This is a genomic window from Rhizobium lentis (genome assembly GCF_014200175.1).
GTDB classification, from domain to species: domain Bacteria; phylum Pseudomonadota; class Alphaproteobacteria; order Rhizobiales; family Rhizobiaceae; genus Rhizobium; species Rhizobium mulingense.
In genome coordinates this window covers 26,654-45,868 of the sequence record NZ_JACHBD010000014.1, presented here as the reverse complement: position 1 = coordinate 45,868, position 19,215 = coordinate 26,654, and the positions used below count along the sequence as shown (strand labels likewise).

At 58.6% G+C, this 19,215-nt stretch carries 19 protein-coding genes; 2 read left to right on the top strand and 17 right to left on the bottom strand.

Annotated elements, in window-relative coordinates:
- Positions 1-8: 8 nt before the first annotated feature.
- The 7 genes from GGI60_RS26840 to GGI60_RS26810 all read right to left on the bottom strand — a co-directional run bounded on the left by GGI60_RS26840 (position 9) and on the right by GGI60_RS26810 (position 6,663).
- Positions 9-959: a sugar ABC transporter substrate-binding protein gene (locus GGI60_RS26840; RefSeq protein ID WP_234705230.1), complete on the bottom strand. Its 951-nt coding sequence runs from the start codon at positions 957-959 to the stop codon at positions 9-11.
- 212 nt (positions 960-1,171) lie between these two features.
- The gene (locus tag GGI60_RS26835; RefSeq protein ID WP_004129732.1) at positions 1,172-1,576 is read right to left on the bottom strand and encodes a cupin domain-containing protein; all 405 of its coding nucleotides are present in this window, start codon (positions 1,574-1,576) and stop codon (positions 1,172-1,174) included.
- Positions 1,576-2,043, bottom strand: a complete 468-nt coding sequence (locus GGI60_RS26830; RefSeq protein ID WP_183934881.1) for a cupin domain-containing protein — start codon at positions 2,041-2,043, stop codon at positions 1,576-1,578. Before GGI60_RS26830 ends, GGI60_RS26835 begins: the two co-directional genes overlap by 1 nt.
- A 9-nt stretch (positions 2,044-2,052) precedes the next feature.
- The gene (locus GGI60_RS26825; protein WP_183934880.1) at positions 2,053-3,555 is read right to left on the bottom strand and encodes an aminoacyl-histidine dipeptidase; all 1,503 of its coding nucleotides are present in this window, start codon (positions 3,553-3,555) and stop codon (positions 2,053-2,055) included.
- A 315-nt stretch (positions 3,556-3,870) separates the two neighbouring features.
- Positions 3,871-4,776 (bottom strand): LysR family transcriptional regulator, encoded by a 906-nt coding sequence (locus GGI60_RS26820; RefSeq protein ID WP_004129742.1) that lies wholly within the window; start codon positions 4,774-4,776, stop codon positions 3,871-3,873.
- Positions 4,777-5,125: 349 nt separating this feature from the next.
- Complete coding sequence (locus GGI60_RS26815; protein ID WP_064843717.1) at positions 5,126-5,869, bottom strand: SDR family oxidoreductase; 744 nt, start codon at positions 5,867-5,869, stop codon at positions 5,126-5,128.
- 11 nt (positions 5,870-5,880) lie between these two features.
- Complete coding sequence (locus tag GGI60_RS26810) at positions 5,881-6,663, bottom strand: SDR family NAD(P)-dependent oxidoreductase (protein ID WP_028753504.1); 783 nt, start codon at positions 6,661-6,663, stop codon at positions 5,881-5,883.
- Positions 6,664-7,110: 447 nt separating this feature from the next.
- On the opposite strand from GGI60_RS26810, the gene GGI60_RS26805 reads away from it, so the two are divergent.
- Positions 7,111-7,962 (top strand): SDR family NAD(P)-dependent oxidoreductase, encoded by an 852-nt coding sequence (locus tag GGI60_RS26805; protein ID WP_183934879.1) that lies wholly within the window; start codon positions 7,111-7,113, stop codon positions 7,960-7,962.
- Between the two features lie 29 nt (positions 7,963-7,991).
- A complete protein-coding gene (locus tag GGI60_RS26800) occupies positions 7,992-8,693 on the top strand; it encodes a RibD family protein (RefSeq protein WP_183934878.1) in 702 nt (233 codons plus the stop codon).
- Positions 8,694-8,807: 114 nt separating this feature from the next.
- On the opposite strand, the gene GGI60_RS26795 is transcribed toward GGI60_RS26800, so the two are convergent.
- The 10 genes from GGI60_RS26795 to GGI60_RS26750 all read right to left on the bottom strand — a co-directional run bounded on the left by GGI60_RS26795 (position 8,808) and on the right by GGI60_RS26750 (position 19,200).
- Positions 8,808-9,581, bottom strand: coding sequence for a DeoR/GlpR family DNA-binding transcription regulator (locus GGI60_RS26795; RefSeq protein WP_040140030.1), 774 nt, complete (start codon positions 9,579-9,581; stop codon positions 8,808-8,810).
- A gap of 472 nt (positions 9,582-10,053) precedes the next feature.
- Positions 10,054-10,920, bottom strand: coding sequence for an N-acyl homoserine lactonase family protein (locus tag GGI60_RS26790; RefSeq protein ID WP_040140026.1), 867 nt, complete (start codon positions 10,918-10,920; stop codon positions 10,054-10,056).
- Positions 10,892-11,230, bottom strand: coding sequence for a hypothetical protein (locus GGI60_RS26785; RefSeq protein WP_245308068.1), 339 nt, complete (start codon positions 11,228-11,230; stop codon positions 10,892-10,894). The genes GGI60_RS26790 and GGI60_RS26785 overlap by 29 nt, the downstream gene beginning before the upstream one ends.
- A gap of 161 nt (positions 11,231-11,391) precedes the next feature.
- A complete protein-coding gene (locus GGI60_RS26780) occupies positions 11,392-12,435 on the bottom strand; it encodes an aldo/keto reductase (RefSeq protein WP_040140022.1) in 1,044 nt (347 codons plus the stop codon).
- A gap of 256 nt (positions 12,436-12,691) precedes the next feature.
- Positions 12,692-13,648: an L-threonylcarbamoyladenylate synthase gene (locus GGI60_RS26775; RefSeq protein ID WP_040140020.1), complete on the bottom strand. Its 957-nt coding sequence runs from the start codon at positions 13,646-13,648 to the stop codon at positions 12,692-12,694.
- Between the two features lie 123 nt (positions 13,649-13,771).
- A complete protein-coding gene (locus GGI60_RS26770) occupies positions 13,772-14,752 on the bottom strand; it encodes an aldo/keto reductase (RefSeq protein WP_064843712.1) in 981 nt (326 codons plus the stop codon).
- Positions 14,753-14,755: 3 nt separating this feature from the next.
- Entirely contained in the window at positions 14,756-16,039 is a 1,284-nt protein-coding gene (gene oiaX / locus GGI60_RS26765; RefSeq protein ID WP_183934877.1) for a 3-oxo-isoapionate-4-phosphate decarboxylase OiaX, read from the bottom strand.
- 5 nt (positions 16,040-16,044) lie between these two features.
- Positions 16,045-17,079, bottom strand: a complete 1,035-nt coding sequence (locus tag GGI60_RS26760) for an aldo/keto reductase (protein ID WP_013984674.1) — start codon at positions 17,077-17,079, stop codon at positions 16,045-16,047.
- A gap of 64 nt (positions 17,080-17,143) precedes the next feature.
- Positions 17,144-18,142 (bottom strand): substrate-binding domain-containing protein, encoded by a 999-nt coding sequence (locus GGI60_RS26755; RefSeq protein ID WP_004129775.1) that lies wholly within the window; start codon positions 18,140-18,142, stop codon positions 17,144-17,146.
- A 95-nt stretch (positions 18,143-18,237) separates the two neighbouring features.
- Positions 18,238-19,200: an ABC transporter permease gene (locus GGI60_RS26750; protein ID WP_183934876.1), complete on the bottom strand. Its 963-nt coding sequence runs from the start codon at positions 19,198-19,200 to the stop codon at positions 18,238-18,240.
- Between the last annotated feature and the right edge of the window lie 15 nt (positions 19,201-19,215).

Below are 19,215 nucleotides of genomic sequence, written 5' to 3'. Positions count from 1 at the left end.
TGTCACATCTACTTCTGCTGGACGTAGACGTAGTCGTTCTGATCGAAGGTCTTGATGTTCTTCGCATCGTAGGTTTTGGGCGCCACGAAGATCTTCTTCGGCAGGGCGGTGCCCTTCATCACGAACTCATCCACCGCTCGAATGATGTTGCGACCTTCTTCCTTGGCCCCGGTGTCGACCGTTGCTGCAAAGTCGCCGGTGAGGATCGCGTCGTTGGCTTCCTTCATATTTTCGTAGCCGACGATTGCCACCTTGCCGTTCAGCCCCTTAGCCTTGAGAGCCTGCAGACCGCCAAGGGCCATCTCGTCGTAGAGCGCGACGAGGACTTCGATATCGGGGTTGGCGGTGAACATGTTTTCAGTCACCGACAGGCCTTGGGCACGCACCCAGCCAGCCGGCTGCTGAGCGACGATTTTGAAGTTGGGGTGCTTCGAGATGACCTCGTTGAAACCCTTCATGCGCTGGCTCGTATGCGGACCGGGCAGGCCCTCCAGGATCCCGAGCTTGACTTCCTTGTCGCCATAGGTGTCAACCAGCCATTGCGCCTGCGCACGACCACCGTCACTCTGGTCGTAGCCGATATCGCTGACATAATATGGGTTGTCGGCGACGGGTGAATTGAAGAGGAAGATCGGAATGCCCGCCTCGGTGGCGCGCCGGATGGAGGGCAGCAACGCGCCTTCGTTGTATAAGGCAACCGCGATCGCATCCACACCGTCGTTGATCCAGGCTTCCATGGTCCTGATCTGGTCGTCCGTGGCAGACTGGCTGCTCGGAGCTTGCACGAGAAGCTGGATAGTGCCGTCGCCACCGCGCTTATCGATTTCTTCTTTCACGCCAGCCAGAACACGCTGATAGTAGGTGTCCATCGCCGTCGGCAGGAAGCCGACCTTGAGCGGGCGGTTATCCTTCTTAGCGGGTTTGACTTCCTGGCCTGTGGGCTTGATGTCCTTGTCCATCAAGATGCCAGGAAACACCTTCGAATAATCCAACTGCTGTGCAAGCGCTGGGCTGAAGGAAAGCGAAGCGGTGAGCCCGAGAGCAGCACCGAAGATTAACGTCCGTCTGAAAATTGTCACATGATCCTCCCTGGTGGTGACAAGACAAAGTTTTCCCAACCGCGGAACGGGTCCGCGGCGAAGCTTGGCAATCTGAGATTCAAATCTTCGGCTTACAGTCCCGGTGCGATCGTGAAGACCATCCGGATCGGGTTGGAGCCGTAGTTTAGGCACTGGTAGCTGATGCCGCCGGGCAGGAAGAAAGACTCGCCGTCACGGATGTGAAAGGTTTCGTCGGTATCCGCCAAATAGAAGGTTGCGGGGCCTTGCAGAACGTAGAAGACTGCGTCCCCTCCATGGCTGTCGGGTTCGCTCGCGCGCGGTCCAACGCCACCCACAGGGATAGTCAGCTCTCCGACGTGCATGTAATCGTTGCTGACGCAGAACTGGATGAGAACGGGATGATCGCGGCCGGAGACGATGTTCAGACGATCGCTTTTTGCGACCTTCACCAGGTCGCCCCTCTTGCGCGCCTGAGCGCCGTCTACTGGATAGGCTCCGAGTTTCTCAAGGCTCATCACGCTCTCCCTTCGTGCTTATAGAGGCGCGTCGGCCCGTCATAGCCGGTCGGAGGGCCATTCTCGTCCCAGATACGCGGTGCGATGCAAAACAGGATAACTGCAGCCTTGTCGCTGAAGTTATAGCCGCGATGCGGAGCGCCCGTGGGGATAAGCACCGCGTCACCGGGTCCGAGTTCCTCTGTCTGCCCGGTTTCGGGGTTTAGGAGATGCACAACACCTTCGAGGACATAGTACACCTCGTCACCCGCGTGAATGTCGGCCGGGTCGAAGTTGCTTCCCGGCGCGAGCTGATAGATGCCAGTGGTCTGCTGGTCCGTGCTGGCGAGCAGGTAGTTGAGGTCGCTCGAGTACGGCTTCGTCCCCGTATAGATGAACATCTTGTAGCTATCGCGCGTCAGATGGACCGGCTTCTTTTCGCTGGGCGGATGTGGGAAATTGCCGAAGTAGCTTGGCAGTTTTGGCATTTTAGTACCTTAGGTCCGGAGTTCGCGGAGCAGCGACTTGAGAAGCCGCCAGGTCGGATCGACTGTCGTGTGGTTGAGGCGCTCGCGCGTGGTGTGGACGTCGAACGCTTCCGGTCCGATCGACAGCATGTCAATGTCAGGAACCTTCTTTCGAAAAAGGCCGAGCTCGAGACTGGAGTGAGAGACTTCCACATGTGGCTGCTCGCCGAACTCGCGCTCGTAAGCGGCTTTGGCGGCGTTGAGCATTCGCGAATGAGGATTGTATGGCCATTCCGGGCAATCCGCGAATGTCTCCACGCTCGCGCCGTTGCCGATGAGTTCTGACAGCTGCCGGATTTTGTCGACGATGTTGTAGCGACGGGAGCTGACGGCGCTTGGGACCGTATTGACGATTTCGATGGCCTCTTTATCGCTTGAAAGCAACGCCACGGTGTTGGAGCTCTCGACGAGGCCCTCGACTTGAAGGCTTTTGCTCTGGACGCCGTTGGGAAGCAGGTTCAGGGCATCGACCAGCGCCCGGGCGGACTGAGCCGAGAAGACTTCAGTAATCTGCCTCCCTGACTCGCTGACTGTGACCTTGAGGTTGGGATCGCTTGCTTTGTACTCAAGCGCAATCGAAGCCGCTTCCGCTTCAATTCTCTGTCTGAGATCGACAATCCGCGGGGCATCGATCGAAATGATCGCCTCCGCCTCACCCGGGATAACGTAACGGTTCACGCCACCCTTGACTTCGGCTACGCCGGCCCCAGCATCCCGGATGGCAATCCGGAGCAGCCGTCCGAGCTGGACGATGGCGTTAGCGCGTTCAAGATGGATGTCGAATTCGGAATGACCGCTGCTCAGGCCGGAGATCCGCAGCGAAAGGGCGGCCTGCCCCGAAACGCGCGGTTCGCACTGAACCGGAATCTTGAAGCGCACTGAAATATCGCCAGCGCAGCCTGCGAAAAGCGACTTGGGATCGTGCCAGTTCATGTCGAGAAGGCGCTTACCGCTAAGCTTTGTGCCGTCGAAGTGTTGTGCGCCGCCCTTGCCGACTTCTTCTTGAACCGTCAGGACGACTTCAAGCGGCGGATGCGGGATATCGTCGGATGCCAGCAACGACATTGCGAAAGCCACACCAACGGTGTTGTCCGCCCCAAGGGTTGTCCCCGTCCCATGGATGAAATCGCCGATAACCTGAAGTTTGATGCCTTCGTTCTCAAAGTCGTGGTCAACACCCTCGTCGCTCTCGCAGACGATGTCGGTATGCCCATGAAGAATGACGGTCGGCGAGTTTTCGTAGCCGGGTGTGCCCGGCTTCTTGATGAGGAGATTGTAGATCTCGTCCTGGTAAACCTCGAAGCCGCGTGCCCGGGCAAAATCGGCGATGTGATCGCTGACCTGCTTCTCGTTGTAAGAACCGCGCGGGATCGCACTCAGCTCTTCGAAAAAGCCAAAGAAGATCGCCGGTTCGAGACCAGCAAGAATAGAATTGTCGCGTTTATCTACAGTTTTTCCAGCGGGGAAACTCATTCGGCCCTCCTCCTAATAAGGCATCTGCGCAATACTTCTTCCCTCGCCGAACATAGTCCGGCGACCTCGTAAACCGTATTGCATCTCATCTTACGCGCTAAGGCGATCCAGGTTCAGATGCCCTCCACGCATCGAACCATCTCTGCTTTCAGCTCCTATTTCAAACGCAATATTTCATAAAATAGATGAGCTTTTCTCATCTGAATTCGTTATAGTATAAGCTAACGCATCCATTGAAGCGCAGGCCGAGACCTCTACGAGTTTCGGATACCATGTAGGCATCTGCGTAATTTGGAGCTGGCTCGCGAGGTCCCTTCAATCGTCCGGAAGCGGCGCCTTAAGGTGGTCGAGAAACGTCCGGAGCGCGGACGGCACCTGTCGGTGCGAAACGTAGTATGCATGAAAACCCGGCCCAGTAGACGACCAGTCCGGCAGCACCACTTCGAGCAGACCAGCCGCCAGTTTGTCCTCGACGCGTGCGCGCAGGCAGTAAAAGAGACCGCCCCCCTCCTGCGCCATGCGGATGGACAGTTCTGAATCCCCGAGCGTGAGCAGTCCAGGGACGTCTAGGGTAACCATGCGGTCTCCGTCGCCAAGTTCCCATTTGCAGACGTGGTCTGTACCGGTTCGGATCCGGATGCACTCGTGCGTCAAGAGATCTTCCGGCCGCTCCGGCCGCCCTCGTTCGTTGAGATAGGTTGGAGAGCCGACGACGATCCATTCAAGTTCGGCAGTCAGACGCGACGCGATCATCCCCTCGGGAACTGTTCCTCCATAGCGGATGCCCGCGTCGAAACCCTCGGCGACCATATCGATAAAGCGATCCTCGACGCTGACTTCGATCTCGACATCTGGGTAGTTGCTGCGAAAACTGTGCAGTCGAGGAGCGATCAACAGCTCGGCGGCGTCACGCAGCGTGGTCACTCTCACCCTGCCCGTAGGACCGCTCCTGAAACTGTCCAGGAGATCCATCGCAGCCTGGATGCCGAGGAAACGGGGCTCTAGTTCGGCAAGCAGTACTTCGCCGGCGGCGGTGAGACTGATGCTCCTGCTTGTCCGATGAAACAGACGGACGCCGAGACGGGCCTCCAAACCCCTGATCGAGTGGCTGAGAGCGGAGCCGGAAACGCCGCGAAGCGCGGCCGCTTTTCGGAACCCCCCCGCCCTCGCGATCGCGACGAAAGTTTCAAGGTCGGCCAGATCGGCCCGCGTGGATACCATGAGTTATGGATACTCCCACTTCGACTGAATAAGATCGTCCTGGCCGACGCCGACCTTGCTTCAGACGGCTGGTATCTTCAATCCTTATTCAACTAACCTGGCTTTGGTATGTGATGACCACGGAAGCAGTCAAAAATTTGACATTAGTTGATCCATGTCGGATCCGGGGAGCTACGACGGGAGATGGGCCGGGTCGCTGAATAATAGCACCTCCGGGATTAATCGTCATGCAATGAAGATCATCTTGTCCACAGCCACGAGAGACGGCACCGGTTGGAACGGATACCACCTCCGCGCGCGCGGCCTGACAGTCCCGGAGGTTCAAGTTCTGAGCTTTCGAAAACGCCGGCTACCAGTCCTGCCGGGTTGGATGGACGACAATGTCGTTGATCGTGATCTCCGGGGGCTGATCTAGGGCATAGACCACGGCTTCAGCCACCGACGACGGCGGAATACCTTGCTTGTTGAGCTCTCCGGCGATCTTTCTGCCCGTCTCGTCATGAACCTTGTCGGCCCAGCCGGTATCGATCACGCCAGGGCTGATCATAGACACCTGGATCCCACTTCCCACGCCCACCTCCTTTCTGAGGCTTTCGGTGATACCGCGTATGAAGAACTTCGTGGCTCCATAAACGCCTGCCGCCTCGCCGACATGAACGCCGGCGATAGAGCTCATATTCAGGATGCGGCCGGACCGGCGCTCCAACATCGACGGCAGCACGGCGGCAATCGCATGTAGATAGCCACGCAGGTTGGTATCGATCATCTTGTTCCAATCGCCGACCGCGGCATCCTTCCAATAGGAAAAGAGCATGAGGCCCGCATTGTTGACCAATATATCGACCGGGCCGTACGTCGTCGTGGCGAACGGGACGAGGGCCTTGGTACTCTCAAAATCCGTGGCATCGGCAACCTTGTAGCTGGCAATACCTCCGGAACCGGCGATGTCTTCGACAATCTGACTGAGGCGTTCCTCATTGCGGCCGGCAAGGACGACGCGCGCACCTTTTTCCGCCAATCCTTTGGCGGTCGCTGCTCCAATGCCCGAGGAAGCTCCCGTGACGATTGCGACCTTGTCTTTCAGATGTGCCATGATGTGCTCCTTCACTGCGGTTGGGTCAGTTCGGCTTGCCGGGCGGCTTTAACAGGCTCCGGGGTTGTCCGGTTTTCCAACACCTGCCGCTTGGTTTTCTGGTCTCCGCCGACGACATGGTCGATGTCGTTCATGAGGGCCTCGAAGCCCTGCTTGGCGACGAGAGTCTTGTCGTTTTTCTGCTGGCCACCGAGCTTAGTATCGCCCATCCCAGCGTTCGCGTGGAAGTCGCTGTTGGTGGCGCCCGGAAGGAGTGCCGTCACCGTGACCCCGGTCGAGCGCAGCTCCTCGCGCAGAGATTCCGCGAACATGTAACCGAATGCCTTCGACGGGCCGTAGACTGTTTCGTATGGCGTGGGCAGGGTCGCCGAAACCGAGGAGGTGATGAGGATCCTGCCGCGGCCGTTCTTGACCATATGTTGGACGACGCGTTTGGCCATATGGACGGTCCCAGTGACATTGATTGCAAGCAGGCGAAACTCATCCTCGAGATCGTTATCGACGAAGGCGCCGCCGATACCGATACCCACGTTCAGAGCCGCGGCTTCCAGTGGGCGCCCCAGCCCCTGCGTGAAGGTCCAGAACCCCTCAACGCCATCGTATGTCGAGGCATCCGCTTTGAACGGATACGCTTCGGCGTCAAGGCTTCGTAGCGCATCGGCGGCCTCGTTTACCTTGTCGCTTGAGCCTGAAATAGCGACGTCAAATCCATTCTTGGCGAATTGTTTGGCAAGCTCGAAGCCTATTCCAGATGAGCCGCCCGTGACCATTGCGAGTGGTTTATTACCAGTCATGATTTCACTCCTTTGGTTTTATCAGCACCACGATCGCCTCGAGGCGCTGGTGACCTAATGCCCGTGGAGCCGGTTGGTTACATGAGCAAAATCGATCGGGGCGGTGAGCAAAAATCAACCACCGATCTGGCAGACACCAGAAGTGAGGGACCTTTTGGTCGCGTCCGCAGCCAAATTGACGAGGCATTCCCGACGTCACGAAGGCACCCAAGAGTGAACACGGCTCATCGGTGCGTGCGATCCAGCTCACTTCAAGTGGTCGGCGGAGTGCCCTATGTTGTTAGGAGGTTGAGCTGTCGTTCGCAGCCAGCAGATATGGTCCGAGCACACAAGCGCCCGCGTAGCGCTGACGCACTTCTTGCGATGGTGCCGTCGGCCGAGAAAATCCACGCGACGGCGTGTCCGGCCCACCTTCCAGCGGGGACGGCCAATGACGGGAAGACAATGATGAGCGAGAGAATGAACAGCATCGTTGCTCCTGGCCGCGTTGCGGTCATCACGGGAGCTGCGAAGGGCATCGGCTTGGCGATCGCGAGGGCTCTCGCGGCCCGCGGCATGAAGCTCGCATTGCTGGATCTCGACGCCGACGCACTTGAGGATGTTGCCTCGGCACTCGATACGGACACTCTGGTTGTGAGCGGCGACGTCTCGGATCCATCGACACTGACGAGGTTGCAGGACGAAACGCTCTCTCGGTTTGGCGACGTGGCCATCCTTGTAAACAACGCGGGCATTACGCAAGGAGCCGGCCCCTGGGATGATCCTGTAAAGTGGCGACGCCAGATCGATGTAAACTTCGGAGGTGTTCTAGCCGCACAACACGTCTTCGTGCCCTACCTGATCAAGGCAGCCCGACCATCGGCGGTCGTCAACCTCGGCTCCAAGGAAGGAATTACAACTCCTCCGGGCAATGCCGCCTATTCGGTGGCAAAGGCAGCTGTCAAGGTACTGACCGAACAGCTGTCGCACGCGCTTTTGAAGGAGACGGGAGGTCGTGTATCGGCTCATCTCCTCGTCCCTGGCTACACGTGGACGCCCATGAACATCGCACTCAAGCCGCATGGCGCTGCCAAGCCCGATGAGGCATGGACCGCTGAGCAGTTGGTGGAATACTTCCTGGCCCGTCTGCTCGAGGAGGACTTTTACATCATTTGTCCCGATAATGCGGTTACGTCGGAGATAGATGCCAGACGGATCCGCTGGGCGGCCGACGACATGATCCTGAACCGGCCGGCGCTTTCACGTTGGCACCCCGACTGGATGGATAAATTCGCAGCCTGGTTGAAGGCAGACCACTGACGGTGGAATGTTTGTAGAGGAGTAATCCAATGCCCAGACCCCATGTAATCTGTCACATGATGTCGCCACTGGACGGTCGATTGATCGTCAATGATTGGGCTGAGGCGACCGGCCATTCGGTGGAGGAACTCGTGAAGGTCTATGACGACCTGCATGAGAAGATTGGTGCCGACGCCTGGCTTTCGGGAAGAGCGACAGGCGAGGAATTCGCAGACGCCGTCGACCGTCCCTATGAAACAACCGGCACAGCACCGCGGCCGATCCATAACGCCAACCCGGATGCCAACGAGTTCGCTGTTATCGTTGATAAGGACGGTCGGCTACGCTGGGACAAGAACGACATTGAGGATGCTCAACTTATCGTCCTGACAGGATCTGACGTGGATGATGCTTACCTGGCGGGCCTCGCCCAGGCTGGCGTTTCCTATATCGTATCCGAGAAAGATGGCGTCGATCTGAAAAACGCGCTCGATGTTCTCGGCACCGAATTCGGTGTGAAGCGCTTGATGCTGGAAGGCGGGGCGCAAACCAATGGCCATTTCTTGAATGAGGGTCTTGTTGACGAGGTCAGCCTAGTCATCTTCCCTGCGATCGGAGGCAAGTCGAATACACCGGCCATATTTGAGGGCGGCGAGGATGGGCTTGCCGGCGGGGCGAGGCTCACGTTTATGAGCGCCGAAGCCGCTGGCCTCGGCTCCGTCCATCTGAGATATCGCGTTGAACGTCCATAGGACAAGCCCACAGGAGAAGATTGTGGAAGGGCTCCCCCCATCAAGGGCCGAACTTGAGATTCGGGGACGGGTGCCGCCTTGCGCGGCATCTACCCGAAGGATCGTTGGCGATATTCACTTCCTCTCCTGCGATGCCACTCTAAGCTGCACATTGGATCCTTCCAAAGCCGCGCGGACGTCGATTGTCGGTTCCTGGTCGGTGATGATAACTTCGAACTCGTCAATGGTGGCCAGGACATGAAGAGCAGTATGATTGAAGCGCTTATGGTTTAAGAGCAAGCAGCGACGCGCGGCGCTTGCAATCATCGCTCGCTTCGAGCGGACAACGTCATCATCCATATGGTAGACGCGCAATCCAGAAACTGCCGGCGTTGAGATAAAGGCGATGTCGGCGCTGAGACGCGACAATGCCTGTTCGGCGACGACGCCGAAAAAACCATTGAACTTCATCGAATAGCGTCCACCGACCGCAATCAGGTTGATCCCTGATTCCGTCTTGAGCCGATCGATGACCGCCGCATTGTTGGTGATCACCGTCAGCGGCCTCCTCTGTGGCAGCAATTCCCCGAGCACCGACGCCATAGATCCGTCGTTGACCATCACCGTCATGCCGGGCTCGACGAGTTCAAGGGCGGCCTCTGCCATCCGGCGCTTGGCCTCGCCCTCCTGCTGCTGGCGAAACCGGAAATCGCTTTCGAAATGGCCTCCTGCCTCGATCGTTGCCCCGCCGCGGACCTTGCGAAGCATCCCTGCCTGCTCAAGATCATCCAGATCCCGGTGGATGGTCATCTTGGATACAGCGAACCGATCGGATAGGTCGTCCAGATCCACCACCCTCTGCGCGACCAACAGGTCCATAATGGCCTGCCTCCGATCATCTCTCTTCATATTCTAATCCTCCGGCGCACTAATCCGATCCTTTAACATCAAGATCCGACGCTACAAATCACATGCAAACATCATTTGTCGTTAGTTTGTGTTGCTCTATTCGACAACGCCCCTGACGCTGCTGGTATGATGGGACATGTGAAGACGCATGATGGTGCGATTGCACCGCTCCATGCATGGCCGAAGGCGCTCATTTTCTAACGAAACAAGGATGGTTTGGAGGTTCAAGCGCAAATGTCATCGCCATGGAGATGGAGGCCTTGTCCTCCATGGCAAACATCGCGGACTACCGGGCCGTCATCAAAGCGGGCGCGAATATAGGGCTTCTTCACCGGGCAGATCACCGCAGCGGGCAAGGTGTTTGGAAAAGGCCGGAGTCACTGTGAACTGACACCCGGCCTTTTCTCTGCTTATCGCCTTGGGAGGACGATTGTGAACGATGCAGCTTGGCGTTCGCGCTGCTTCAAATCGATCAAACTCTTGATACGTCTCCGTCGGCCACACAAATCTCGACGAGCATGAGCTGGCGAGCCGTCAGACGCGAGGGATAGATTTTTGACAGCTGCTCCTCGTGCATGGGAACAATTCGTCGTTCGTCCATACCAACGATTTTGAGCATCTCCTCGGCGGACTCGATCAGACGTGTCTGGCTGCCATTGGCAAGGCCCGGCGGCACAAAGCAGGGATCGGTGGCGTCCTCACCCGTGAGGTTGCTGTAGGTGTAGATGACGTCGCCGGACAGGATAAACTTGCCGTCTCCACCGCCGGTCTCCACCACCACATATTGCGATCCTGCGGTATGGGTGTCGAATGCCGGATAGACATGAACGCCTGGCACCAGGTTTTCCCGCTCTCCCTCCACCAGTTCCAGGCGGCCTTCGATATTTGCCTGGGTCAGATAGAGGATATCCGCCGGATTCAGTCCGGCCTGCAATGAACGGAAGCGCCGACCCTTTGCCAGAATCCACATCCAGGATTCCAATTCTTTCTTCTGAATGAAAATCTTAGCATTTGGGAAGAACTTTAGGCCGCCAATGTGATCGAAGTGCGCGTGCGTGAGGATGACATGGGTGACGTCCTGGGGCCTGATCCCGCATTCCCCGAGAACGATTTCCGGAGGCGTCCAACCGGTAACGCCAATCGAATTGGCGATCTGGCCTCCGAAATCGGCGGCGTCGTGACCGGCATCAACCAGAACGACTGCATCTCCTGTCTTGATGAGAATGTATGCGAACGGCAGGTTCATCGTGCCCTGATTATGGGCGCCGTAAAAAACCCCGCTGACCGGGTGGACCGGGCTTCGAGAGTATTCAAGCACCCAGATCGAATGCGTTCCCATGGTCTTCCTCCCCATGTCCAAGGGACCCTCCACAGCATGCTGTCGTGTCGAAGGTCGACGTGCCTAAGATGGCGGCCGATCGTTTCAGCTGGATCGCCGCATTTGAAAGCAGCCCCAGCAGGGATGCATCTGAAACCAGGACACCGCGCTGCAGGTGCTCCTCCGCCTCGACAAGCAGGCCATCTGCCCGTCCAAGATGGTAGAGTGCGTGGCCCTGTCCTGCGAGAAAGCGCGAGCCCGCAAGCGAGGAACGGACGGATCGCTTTATCTCTGTGGCGCGATCGGCGAGTTCTCCAATCAAGAGGCGCATGCTCTTCTCCCTCAATGCCATATGCATGAAGGAGTAGATCGCGAGAAGCTCGCCATAAGTCCTGACGAGCGCCTCGAGGCATGCGCGCGCCTCCGGCGATGGAACCGAACCCACGAGCGCTTCGCAGCGGAAGCCGCCGAAAACGGTGCCTCCGCGGGCCATCATCGTATAGCCGTCGGCAGCGGAGCGTTTGACGGAAGAAGGCTCGCTTCAATCAAAGCGTCCCAAAATGCAGGGGGTATTGTCTCGTTGATCGCCTTGACGTTCTGCTCGACTTCCAATGCGCTCTTTGCACCCATGACCAGCGTGGCCACTGCCGGATGCGCATAGACGAATTGCATCGCCGCTGCAGGCAAGCTCACCGCAAATCTCGAGCAAATGCTCTCGATGGCCTTGACCTTTTCGACGACGGCCGCAGGAACCTTGCCGTAATCGTAAGTGGCCGCGGGACCGCCGACGCCTGTCGCCAGAATTCCGGAATTGAAGATCCCGCCAGCGATCACGGAGACGTTCCGCTGGAGCAACTCGTCGAACGCGGCCTCAAGCGGGGCATGATTCAAAAGGGTGTAGCGGCCGGCGATCAACGAGCAGTCGATCGGAAATTCACGAGCGACACCGACCACGGAGTCGGTTTCGTTGACCCCCAAGCCGATGGCTGAGACGGCTCCGCTGGAGCGAAGCTCGTCCAGTGCCTTATAACCCGAGGCCCGCAGCTGATTCCAATAGAACTCGCTTTGGTCGCCGTGCCATGCCCGACCAACGTCATGCACGAGAAGAACGTCGATATAGTCCAATCCGAGGCGCTGCTGGCTGTCTTCGAATGCGCGCATCACGCCATCATAGGTGTAATCGTAGGTATCGAGAAACGGAAGCGGGTCGATCCACTCGATGCCGTAGACGGTTTCAAGCTTCTTTGTCCTGCTGGCGGGCTTCAATACACGACCAACCTTGGTGCTCACCACCACGTTTTCGCGCAGCTTGTTCGCCCTGAGGGCATGGCCAAGATAATGCTCCGATTTCCCAAAGCCATACATTGGCGCGCAATCGAAGTAGCGGATTCCGGCCGCGTAGCCAGCGAGGATCGTCGCTTCGAAGTCGCCGTAGGAGACATCGGCGTTGAAGCCAGAGAGCGGCACCGTGCCTAGCCCCAGCGAAGTTACCCGCACTTTGCTTTTTCCGAGCGGTCTAGTTTCAAGTTCGGTCATGTGATCATCCCTAGATGTCGGTAGGAGGCGTCGAAGCGATGTAGCTTCCGCCATGCCGTCATTGTTTGATTAAAGCCCTGCCCCAATGCGTGCCAGGTCGCGCCGGCGTCTGCCGCCAATCTCACCAGAATGCTTGATGGACCTCCGTGGCCTGACTCCTCTATCAGCAAGGTGTAAGGTATAAGGTCATACCTATAGAGGCAAGCGTTTTTTGCATGCCGCCATCCGCATTTTGCGAATTGCTTAAAAATGCTGTCTACGCGCAACGGGGCGCGGCAGCTCGTCTCAGCCGATCGTTGATTGCCCTGCCAAGGCCAATCAGAGGCACAGGGGCGAATGCAATCACGTCACTCGCGCCGGCCAAGGCGTCGGCTTCACTCATGGCGGTGTAGAGGTTGCGGGCAGCTTCCTGAAGGTCACCGGAAGAAGACAGCGTCAATTGACAGCCCTCGCACTCCGGTCCGAAACCGACCCAGACCATATTGGCGGCAGGACGGTCGACATTCATCTGAACGGCGGCTTCCGGAGCATAATGGCTCTTTAGCTGGCCTGGTGCCGAGACTTTTTGGGGCCCAGTGTCCTCGTCAATCGGGCCGAGTAAAGCTTCCAGTGCCTCCCGCGGAACTGACCCGTGGCGTAGAATGATCGGAGATCCGACCAAAGACAGAATAGTCGATTCCAGGCCGTGATCACATATGTCTTCTTCCACGATTCCCGAAATCCGTCCGTCCAACTGGCGGACAACTTCCACGAAGCGGGTCGAGGTGACCTTCCCGGAACGATTGGCTGAAGGCGCTGCCACCGGAAATCCGACGGCCCGGATCAGCCGTTGGGCGACACTCGACGAGGGAAATCGGATTGCGACATTTTTCATGCCCGCGGTAACTGCGGTTGCGAGCCCCGCGTCTTCCCGCTTTGGCAGGAGCAATGTCAGAGGTCCCGGCCAAAAGCTGGCAGCAGCCAACTCTGCCTCCGGATTGAAATGTGCCATCCTGCGCGCCATTTCCACGTCCGAAACGTGGATAATCAGGGGATTATGCCGCGGGCGTCCTTTGGCTTCATAGATGCGCTCGATTCCGGCGGGGCTGCTGGCGTCCGCGCCGAGCCCGTAAACCGTCTCCGTCGGAAACGCGACAACTTCGCCATTTCGCATGAGCCGGGCGGCAGCTTCAATCGCGCTGTCGCTGACGTCAAAATGACGGGTGGTGGTCATCTTTTTTCCTCGCGCTGGTTCTGGGGAAGGGAGCAGAGATCGATACGACCAAAGCCATTGGCTCAGGAGGCCCGGTTCGGCGTGCCTCCTGACAGCCTCAACGTCGTCCCCGCTGAGCCAAACTCAGTTCAAGCCGACTACGCTATGCGGCACGTATGGCTCCTCGAGTTCCCGGACCTCGTCGTCGCTTAGCTTGACGGCCAAGGAAGCGACGGCATCCTTCAGATGCTGTAGCTTCGTTGCGCCGATTATAGGAGCCGTCACGCCCGCCTTTGTGTTAAGCCACGCCATCGCAACGAGGGATCGCGGGACGTTCTTGTCGTCTGCAATCTTTGCGACGACGTCTACGACGCGGCGATCCGCCTCGTCCGCGTGACCGTAGAACCGAGCGGTGACATTGTCCGTCTCGGACCTCAAACTGCTTTCCTCCCAAGGCCGGCTGAGGCGCCCGCGAGCCAGCGGACTGAACGCGATGATCCCCACCCCTTCAGCTTTACAGAGCGGCAACATCTCCCGCTCTTCCTCGCGATAAAGGAGGTTCATCTGAGCTTGCATCGAAACGAAACGCGACCATCCGGCAGCGTCCGACTTGTAGAGCGCGCGCGCAAATTGCCATGCGTAACAATTGCTGGCTCCGATGTAGCGAACCTTGCCGCTTCGAACGAGATCGGTCAGCGCTTCCAGCGTCTCTTCGATCGGGGTCGAATTGTCCCAGAAATGAATTTGGTAGAGGTCGATGTAGTCGGTCGCCAGCCGCTTGAGGCTGGCCTCAGCCTCCGCGATGATTGCCTTGCGGGAAAGTCCGACCGCATTCGCTCCGTTGCGCATCTTGCCGTAGACCTTGGTGGCAATGACAACCTCATCACGCTGCACCATCTCCCTGAGCAGCTTGCCGATGATCTCCTCGCTGGTGCCGTCCGAGTAGGCATTGGCCGTGTCGAAGCAGTTTATGCCCTGTTCGAGTGCCTCTTTGATAAATGGCCTACTGTCGTCTTCGGACAAGGTCCAAGCATGGTTGCCGCGATCGGCGACGCCGAAACTCATGCAACCAAGAACCAGTTGCGAAATTTTCAGACCTGACCGGCCAAGCTGACGATATTCCATCTGTCATCTTCCTTCTGATACGGTTTTAGAGCCGAACTTGGCGAGCGACTGCGCCAGCTCTGGATGAGATTTGGCATATTCATGGAGATCGATTCCGGCGACCGCGGCATCCCAGGCCGCACGAACCGCTCTGACACCCGCCGACGGCCCGCCGGGATGGCTGACGACGCCACCACCACAAAGGTAAAGGTGGTCAAGCGTCTGCTCCGTCCTTCGATAGGTCTCAGGCGCCTGTCCACCCCATTGACCCGAACAAACGACCGGTAACGGGCGGTCGGCAATACTGAAGATCGGTTTCTGGAGATCATGGAACGACTGAACGAAAGACGCGTCCGGCTCCCAGTATTTGGCGGCAATGCCGTTGATCTGGAATTGGTCGACGCCGAGAAGTCGCCAAAGCTGTTGGTAGACCGAGAAATCGAACCCAAGACCAGGATGTCGGGTGAGAAGATCCCAGCCGTTGCGATGGGCGTGCAAGACAAGGGACGACCGCCGACGCAGGAACAGAAAGGCGCCCATGCCGATCGAATTGATGTTGATGACGGCGGCGTTTCCACCCTCGCGCACGACCAGGTCGTGCTTGCGAACCATCTCGTCGGGATCGACGTCGGAAATGCCGAAGGCATACATCACCTTCTTGCCGGTGCGCTGCTCCTGATCCCGGACGATCGGCATGATCGCTTTCACCCGCGCCTCCAACGAGGAGTACGGTGGCGACATCAGTTTCTCGTCGTCCTTGATGAAGTCGACACCGGACGCGACGAGTTCAGCAACCACCTGCGCCGTTTCGTCCGGGGTGAGGCCGAGCGCGGGCTTGATGATCGTGCCGATGATTGGCCTATTGTAGACGCCGGTCAGACGCCGGGAGCCTTCGATCCCAAATTGAGGCCCCGGGTAGACGCCTTCAAACTCCGGAGGCAGCTGCAGGCCGACGACCCTCAGCCCGGTGAATTCCTTGATCGACCAGACCCCGCCCAATGCAACCGTGGTGACTGCCGCAAGGTCAGTTCCGACGGCCTCCAGGGGATAGGCGATTGTTGTCTCCGCTCGGTTGAAGACTTCGCCCGCTGCAGGGAGCGAGGGAACCTCGACAGAGTCCAGTTTCTCGAAAGCGACCACGCGCGCGGCCGCGCGCGCCTTCAGTTGCGGCGTCTCTCCCGGCAGGTCAACAAATGTACCCGTCGACTGATCGCTTCCGATCTTGACCGCCAAGGCCTCAGCGCTCCCGGCGGTCTCAATCCGATAGGTGACCAGAATGTCCGAGGGCCTGCGCTGAGCCAGATCCATCGCTATCATGCCTCCGGAACTGGCGCGGCTTCAGGGATGAGGCCCGACGACTTCAGGTCGGCCCAGAACGCAGCCGGAACCGGCGTCGAGATCGCGGCGACGTTTGCGGCGACGTGTTCGGGCGCCAGCGCTCCCTGTACCACCGCGGTCACTGCAGGATGTGCGTAGACAAATTGTGTCGCTGCAGTCGCAAGCGAGACGCCATGGCGCTCGCAGACGGCTTCGAGCGCCTCGACCTTGCGGACGATCGCTTCAGGCGCAGGCTGGCAATCGTAGGTGCGGGTGGTTGTCATCGACTTGCTACCCTCGGCGAGGATGCCGGAGTTGTAGATGCCAGCCGCAATGATACCGATGCCGCGACGCTGCATTTCTGGATAGAAATGGTCGAGAGCGCCGTGGTTGAGCAGGGTGTAGCGCCCGGCGACCATGGAGCAGTCGAGATCAAATTCCTCTGCCACCTGCAGGACCGACGCGGTTTCATTGACGCCGAGGCCGATGGCCTTCACGGAGCCTGTGCTGCGCAGCTCGTCACACGCCTTGTAACCGCTCGATCTCAGCGCCGAAAGGTGGGTGCTATACGCCTCGCGGTGCCATTCGCCGCTCACGTCGTGGAGATAGAGGATGTCAATGTGGTCCATACCCAGGCGCTGCTGGCTATCTTCGAAAGCGCGCATGATGCCGTCATAGGAATAGTCGTAGTCATCGACGAATGGCAGCGCCTTCACCCAGTCGATGCCGTAAAGGCTCTCGGCGCGCTTTGCGCGGCTTTCCGGCTTGAGTATCCGCCCCGCCTTGGTGCTGACCACGACCTTGCCGATGAGATCGTTGTTGCGAAGGACATGGCCGAGGGAATGCTCGGACTTTCCAAGGCCGTAAAGGGGCGCGGTGTCGAAATAGCGGACACCCAAGTCGTATGCCTTGAGGACGACCGCCTCGAAAGTCTGGAAGCTCACATCGACATTGCACCCACCGAGCGGCGAGGTACCCAGCCCTAGCGAGGTCAGCGTCACATCGGTCTTTCCAACTTTTCTCTTCAACATGATGGTCGATCCTATTTCCCTGGTGTAAGGCGGACGGCCGTACGGGCCGTCCGCCGTTGTCCGATTACATGTACTTCTCGACATTGGTGGAATCGAGCACGAGCCACGGCACGACGTAGTCCTTCTCGGTGCCGCCCTTCCATTCCATCAGCGAGCCCCAGATTTCGGACTGCGGCTTGTAGCTCTCGCCCTTGATCGCCCGCAGTGCGAGGTCGACCGCGCCCTGGCCTTCGGCGCGGGCGTACTTGTAGAGGCTGACCGCCATCTCGCCCTTCTTCACGGCGCGCTTTGCGTCCGGAATGCCGTCGATCGCAAGAACGGGAACGGTCTTGAGATCGATGCCGGCGCTCTTCATGGCTTCGATCGCGCCAAGCGCCATCTCGTCGTTTTCCGCAAGGACGCCGTTGATCTCACCCGGGTGTGCGAGCAACCAGTTCTCCATGAGCGCCTGACCCTCGGCGCGGCTCCAGTTGCCTGTCTTGTCTTCGATGAGCTTGAGGTTCGGGAACTTGGCGAGACCAGCGTCGATGCCTGCGCGGCGCTCGATCTGGGCCGACTGGCCGATCGGACCCTCCATGAGGACGACGTTGCCGCCGTTCGGAAGGCGCTTGGCGAGTTCCTCAGCGATGATCCGGCCGCCTTCGGTATCGTTAACGATGATGGACGCGGTGTATTTCGTGGACTTGGTCTTGAGCGCCGACACGATAAGCGGGATTTTCGCTTCGGCGGCCTTTTCGATCGGCGGCGCCGAGGCCTCGAGGTCGAACGGTGACATGATGATCGCGTTGAATTGTTGGGTGATCGCTGTGTCGATCTGGTTCGCCTGTGTCAGTGGATCATACTTGCCGTCGAAAACGGTGATCTCGACCTCGCCCGATTTGACGGCGGGATGGTTCTGGATTTCCGTCGACCAAGCCTTCATGTACTCGCCGGACTCACCGAACGAGAGAGCCGCGATCCGAATTTTGTCCTGCGCGAAGGCGAAGTTCCCGCCAGCCAACGTCGCTACGGCGATTGCCATACCCACACCCGCATTGAGCAGGTTCCTCCTAGACATCTGCATTTCATATTCTCCTCTGGTTTAAGATACGTCCGGACGCGACACGCTGGGCCGGACATTGTCGCCGGCCTTCCCCGGCGGCAATTTCGGTATTGGTCTTATTTGCGGATTTGGTCGGCGATGACCGCGACCACGATGATCGTGCCCTTGAGGACCTGCTGGTAGTATGAAGACACGCCCATGAGGTCCATGCCGTTGTTGATCGTGCCGATGATGAGCGCGCCGATCAGTGTGCCGAGCAGCGATCCGCGGCCGCCCGCAAGGCTCGTCCCGCCGATCACGACGGCGGCGATCGCGTCAAGCTCATAACCGATGCCCGCTTGCGGCAGCGCAGCGGTGGTGCGAGCCGTCAGGACAAGCCCCGCAAGACCAGCCAGGAGGCCCGAGATCACATAGGTCGCACCGACGATCACCTTGGTGGAAATGCCGCTCGTGCGAGCCGCCTTCTCGTTGCCGCCAACTGCGTACACATAACGGCCGAAAGTCGTATAGTTTAAAACGGTCCATCCAATCAGGAAGACGACGAACAGGATGACGATCGGTACCGGGATATACATGATCTGCCCGGAGCCGATCCACTTGAAGGGATCCGACAGATTCGGGATGGGGCGTCCTTCCGAAAAGATCAAGGTGAGACCGCGGGCCACGCTCAACATGCCAAGCGTCACTACGAACGGCGGGACCTTGACCGCGGCAACAAGCACGCCGTTCACCAAGCCAAGGCCGGCTCCCGCCGCGAGGCCCGCAAAGATACCGAAAAGCACGAACTTCTCGTTGGTCTCCGTTACGAGGCTGGCGGCGATCATGCCCGCGAGCGCCATTACGGAGCCGACCGAGAGGTCGATGCCCTTAGTAAGGATGACGAAGGTCACTCCGATCGCCAGAATGCCGTTGATCGACGACTGGCGAACGAGATTCAGCCAATTCAACCATGTCATGAAGTACTGGTTCGCGAACGCGAAGAACGCGACGATCAGGAAAAACACGAGAACGATGCTGAACTGCCTGATCATTTCCCCGGCGCGGAAGTTTCCGGGCTTCGCCGCAGCGATGGTATTCATTACTCAAGTCCTCCC

Excerpts from the sequence above, each read along its gene's own strand:
- GGI60_RS26840 (WP_234705230.1), bottom strand. The coding sequence starts at position 959 with ATGGACAAGGACATCAAGCCCACAGGCCAGGAAGTCAAACCCGCTAAG.
- GGI60_RS26835 (WP_004129732.1), bottom strand. The coding sequence starts at position 1,576 with ATGAGCCTTGAGAAACTCGGAGCCTATCCAGTAGACGGCGCTCAGGCG.
- GGI60_RS26830 (WP_183934881.1), bottom strand. The coding sequence starts at position 2,043 with ATGCCAAAACTGCCAAGCTACTTCGGCAATTTCCCACATCCGCCCAGC.
- GGI60_RS26825 (WP_183934880.1), bottom strand. The coding sequence starts at position 3,555 with ATGAGTTTCCCCGCTGGAAAAACTGTAGATAAACGCGACAATTCTATT.
- GGI60_RS26820 (WP_004129742.1), bottom strand. The coding sequence starts at position 4,776 with ATGGTATCCACGCGGGCCGATCTGGCCGACCTTGAAACTTTCGTCGCG.
- GGI60_RS26815 (WP_064843717.1), bottom strand. The coding sequence starts at position 5,869 with ATGGCACATCTGAAAGACAAGGTCGCAATCGTCACGGGAGCTTCCTCG.
- GGI60_RS26810 (WP_028753504.1), bottom strand. The coding sequence starts at position 6,663 with ATGACTGGTAATAAACCACTCGCAATGGTCACGGGCGGCTCATCTGGA.
- GGI60_RS26805 (WP_183934879.1), top strand. The coding sequence starts at position 7,111 with ATGAGCGAGAGAATGAACAGCATCGTTGCTCCTGGCCGCGTTGCGGTC.
- GGI60_RS26800 (WP_183934878.1), top strand. The coding sequence starts at position 7,992 with ATGCCCAGACCCCATGTAATCTGTCACATGATGTCGCCACTGGACGGT.
- GGI60_RS26795 (WP_040140030.1), bottom strand. The coding sequence starts at position 9,581 with ATGAAGAGAGATGATCGGAGGCAGGCCATTATGGACCTGTTGGTCGCG.
- GGI60_RS26790 (WP_040140026.1), bottom strand. The coding sequence starts at position 10,920 with ATGGGAACGCATTCGATCTGGGTGCTTGAATACTCTCGAAGCCCGGTC.
- GGI60_RS26785 (WP_245308068.1), bottom strand. The coding sequence starts at position 11,230 with ATGCGCCTCTTGATTGGAGAACTCGCCGATCGCGCCACAGAGATAAAG.
- GGI60_RS26780 (WP_040140022.1), bottom strand. The coding sequence starts at position 12,435 with ATGACCGAACTTGAAACTAGACCGCTCGGAAAAAGCAAAGTGCGGGTA.
- GGI60_RS26775 (WP_040140020.1), bottom strand. The coding sequence starts at position 13,648 with ATGACCACCACCCGTCATTTTGACGTCAGCGACAGCGCGATTGAAGCT.
- GGI60_RS26770 (WP_064843712.1), bottom strand. The coding sequence starts at position 14,752 with ATGGAATATCGTCAGCTTGGCCGGTCAGGTCTGAAAATTTCGCAACTG.
- oiaX (WP_183934877.1), bottom strand. The coding sequence starts at position 16,039 with ATGGATCTGGCTCAGCGCAGGCCCTCGGACATTCTGGTCACCTATCGG.
- GGI60_RS26760 (WP_013984674.1), bottom strand. The coding sequence starts at position 17,079 with ATGTTGAAGAGAAAAGTTGGAAAGACCGATGTGACGCTGACCTCGCTA.
- GGI60_RS26755 (WP_004129775.1), bottom strand. The coding sequence starts at position 18,142 with ATGCAGATGTCTAGGAGGAACCTGCTCAATGCGGGTGTGGGTATGGCA.
- GGI60_RS26750 (WP_183934876.1), bottom strand. The coding sequence starts at position 19,200 with ATGAATACCATCGCTGCGGCGAAGCCCGGAAACTTCCGCGCCGGGGAA.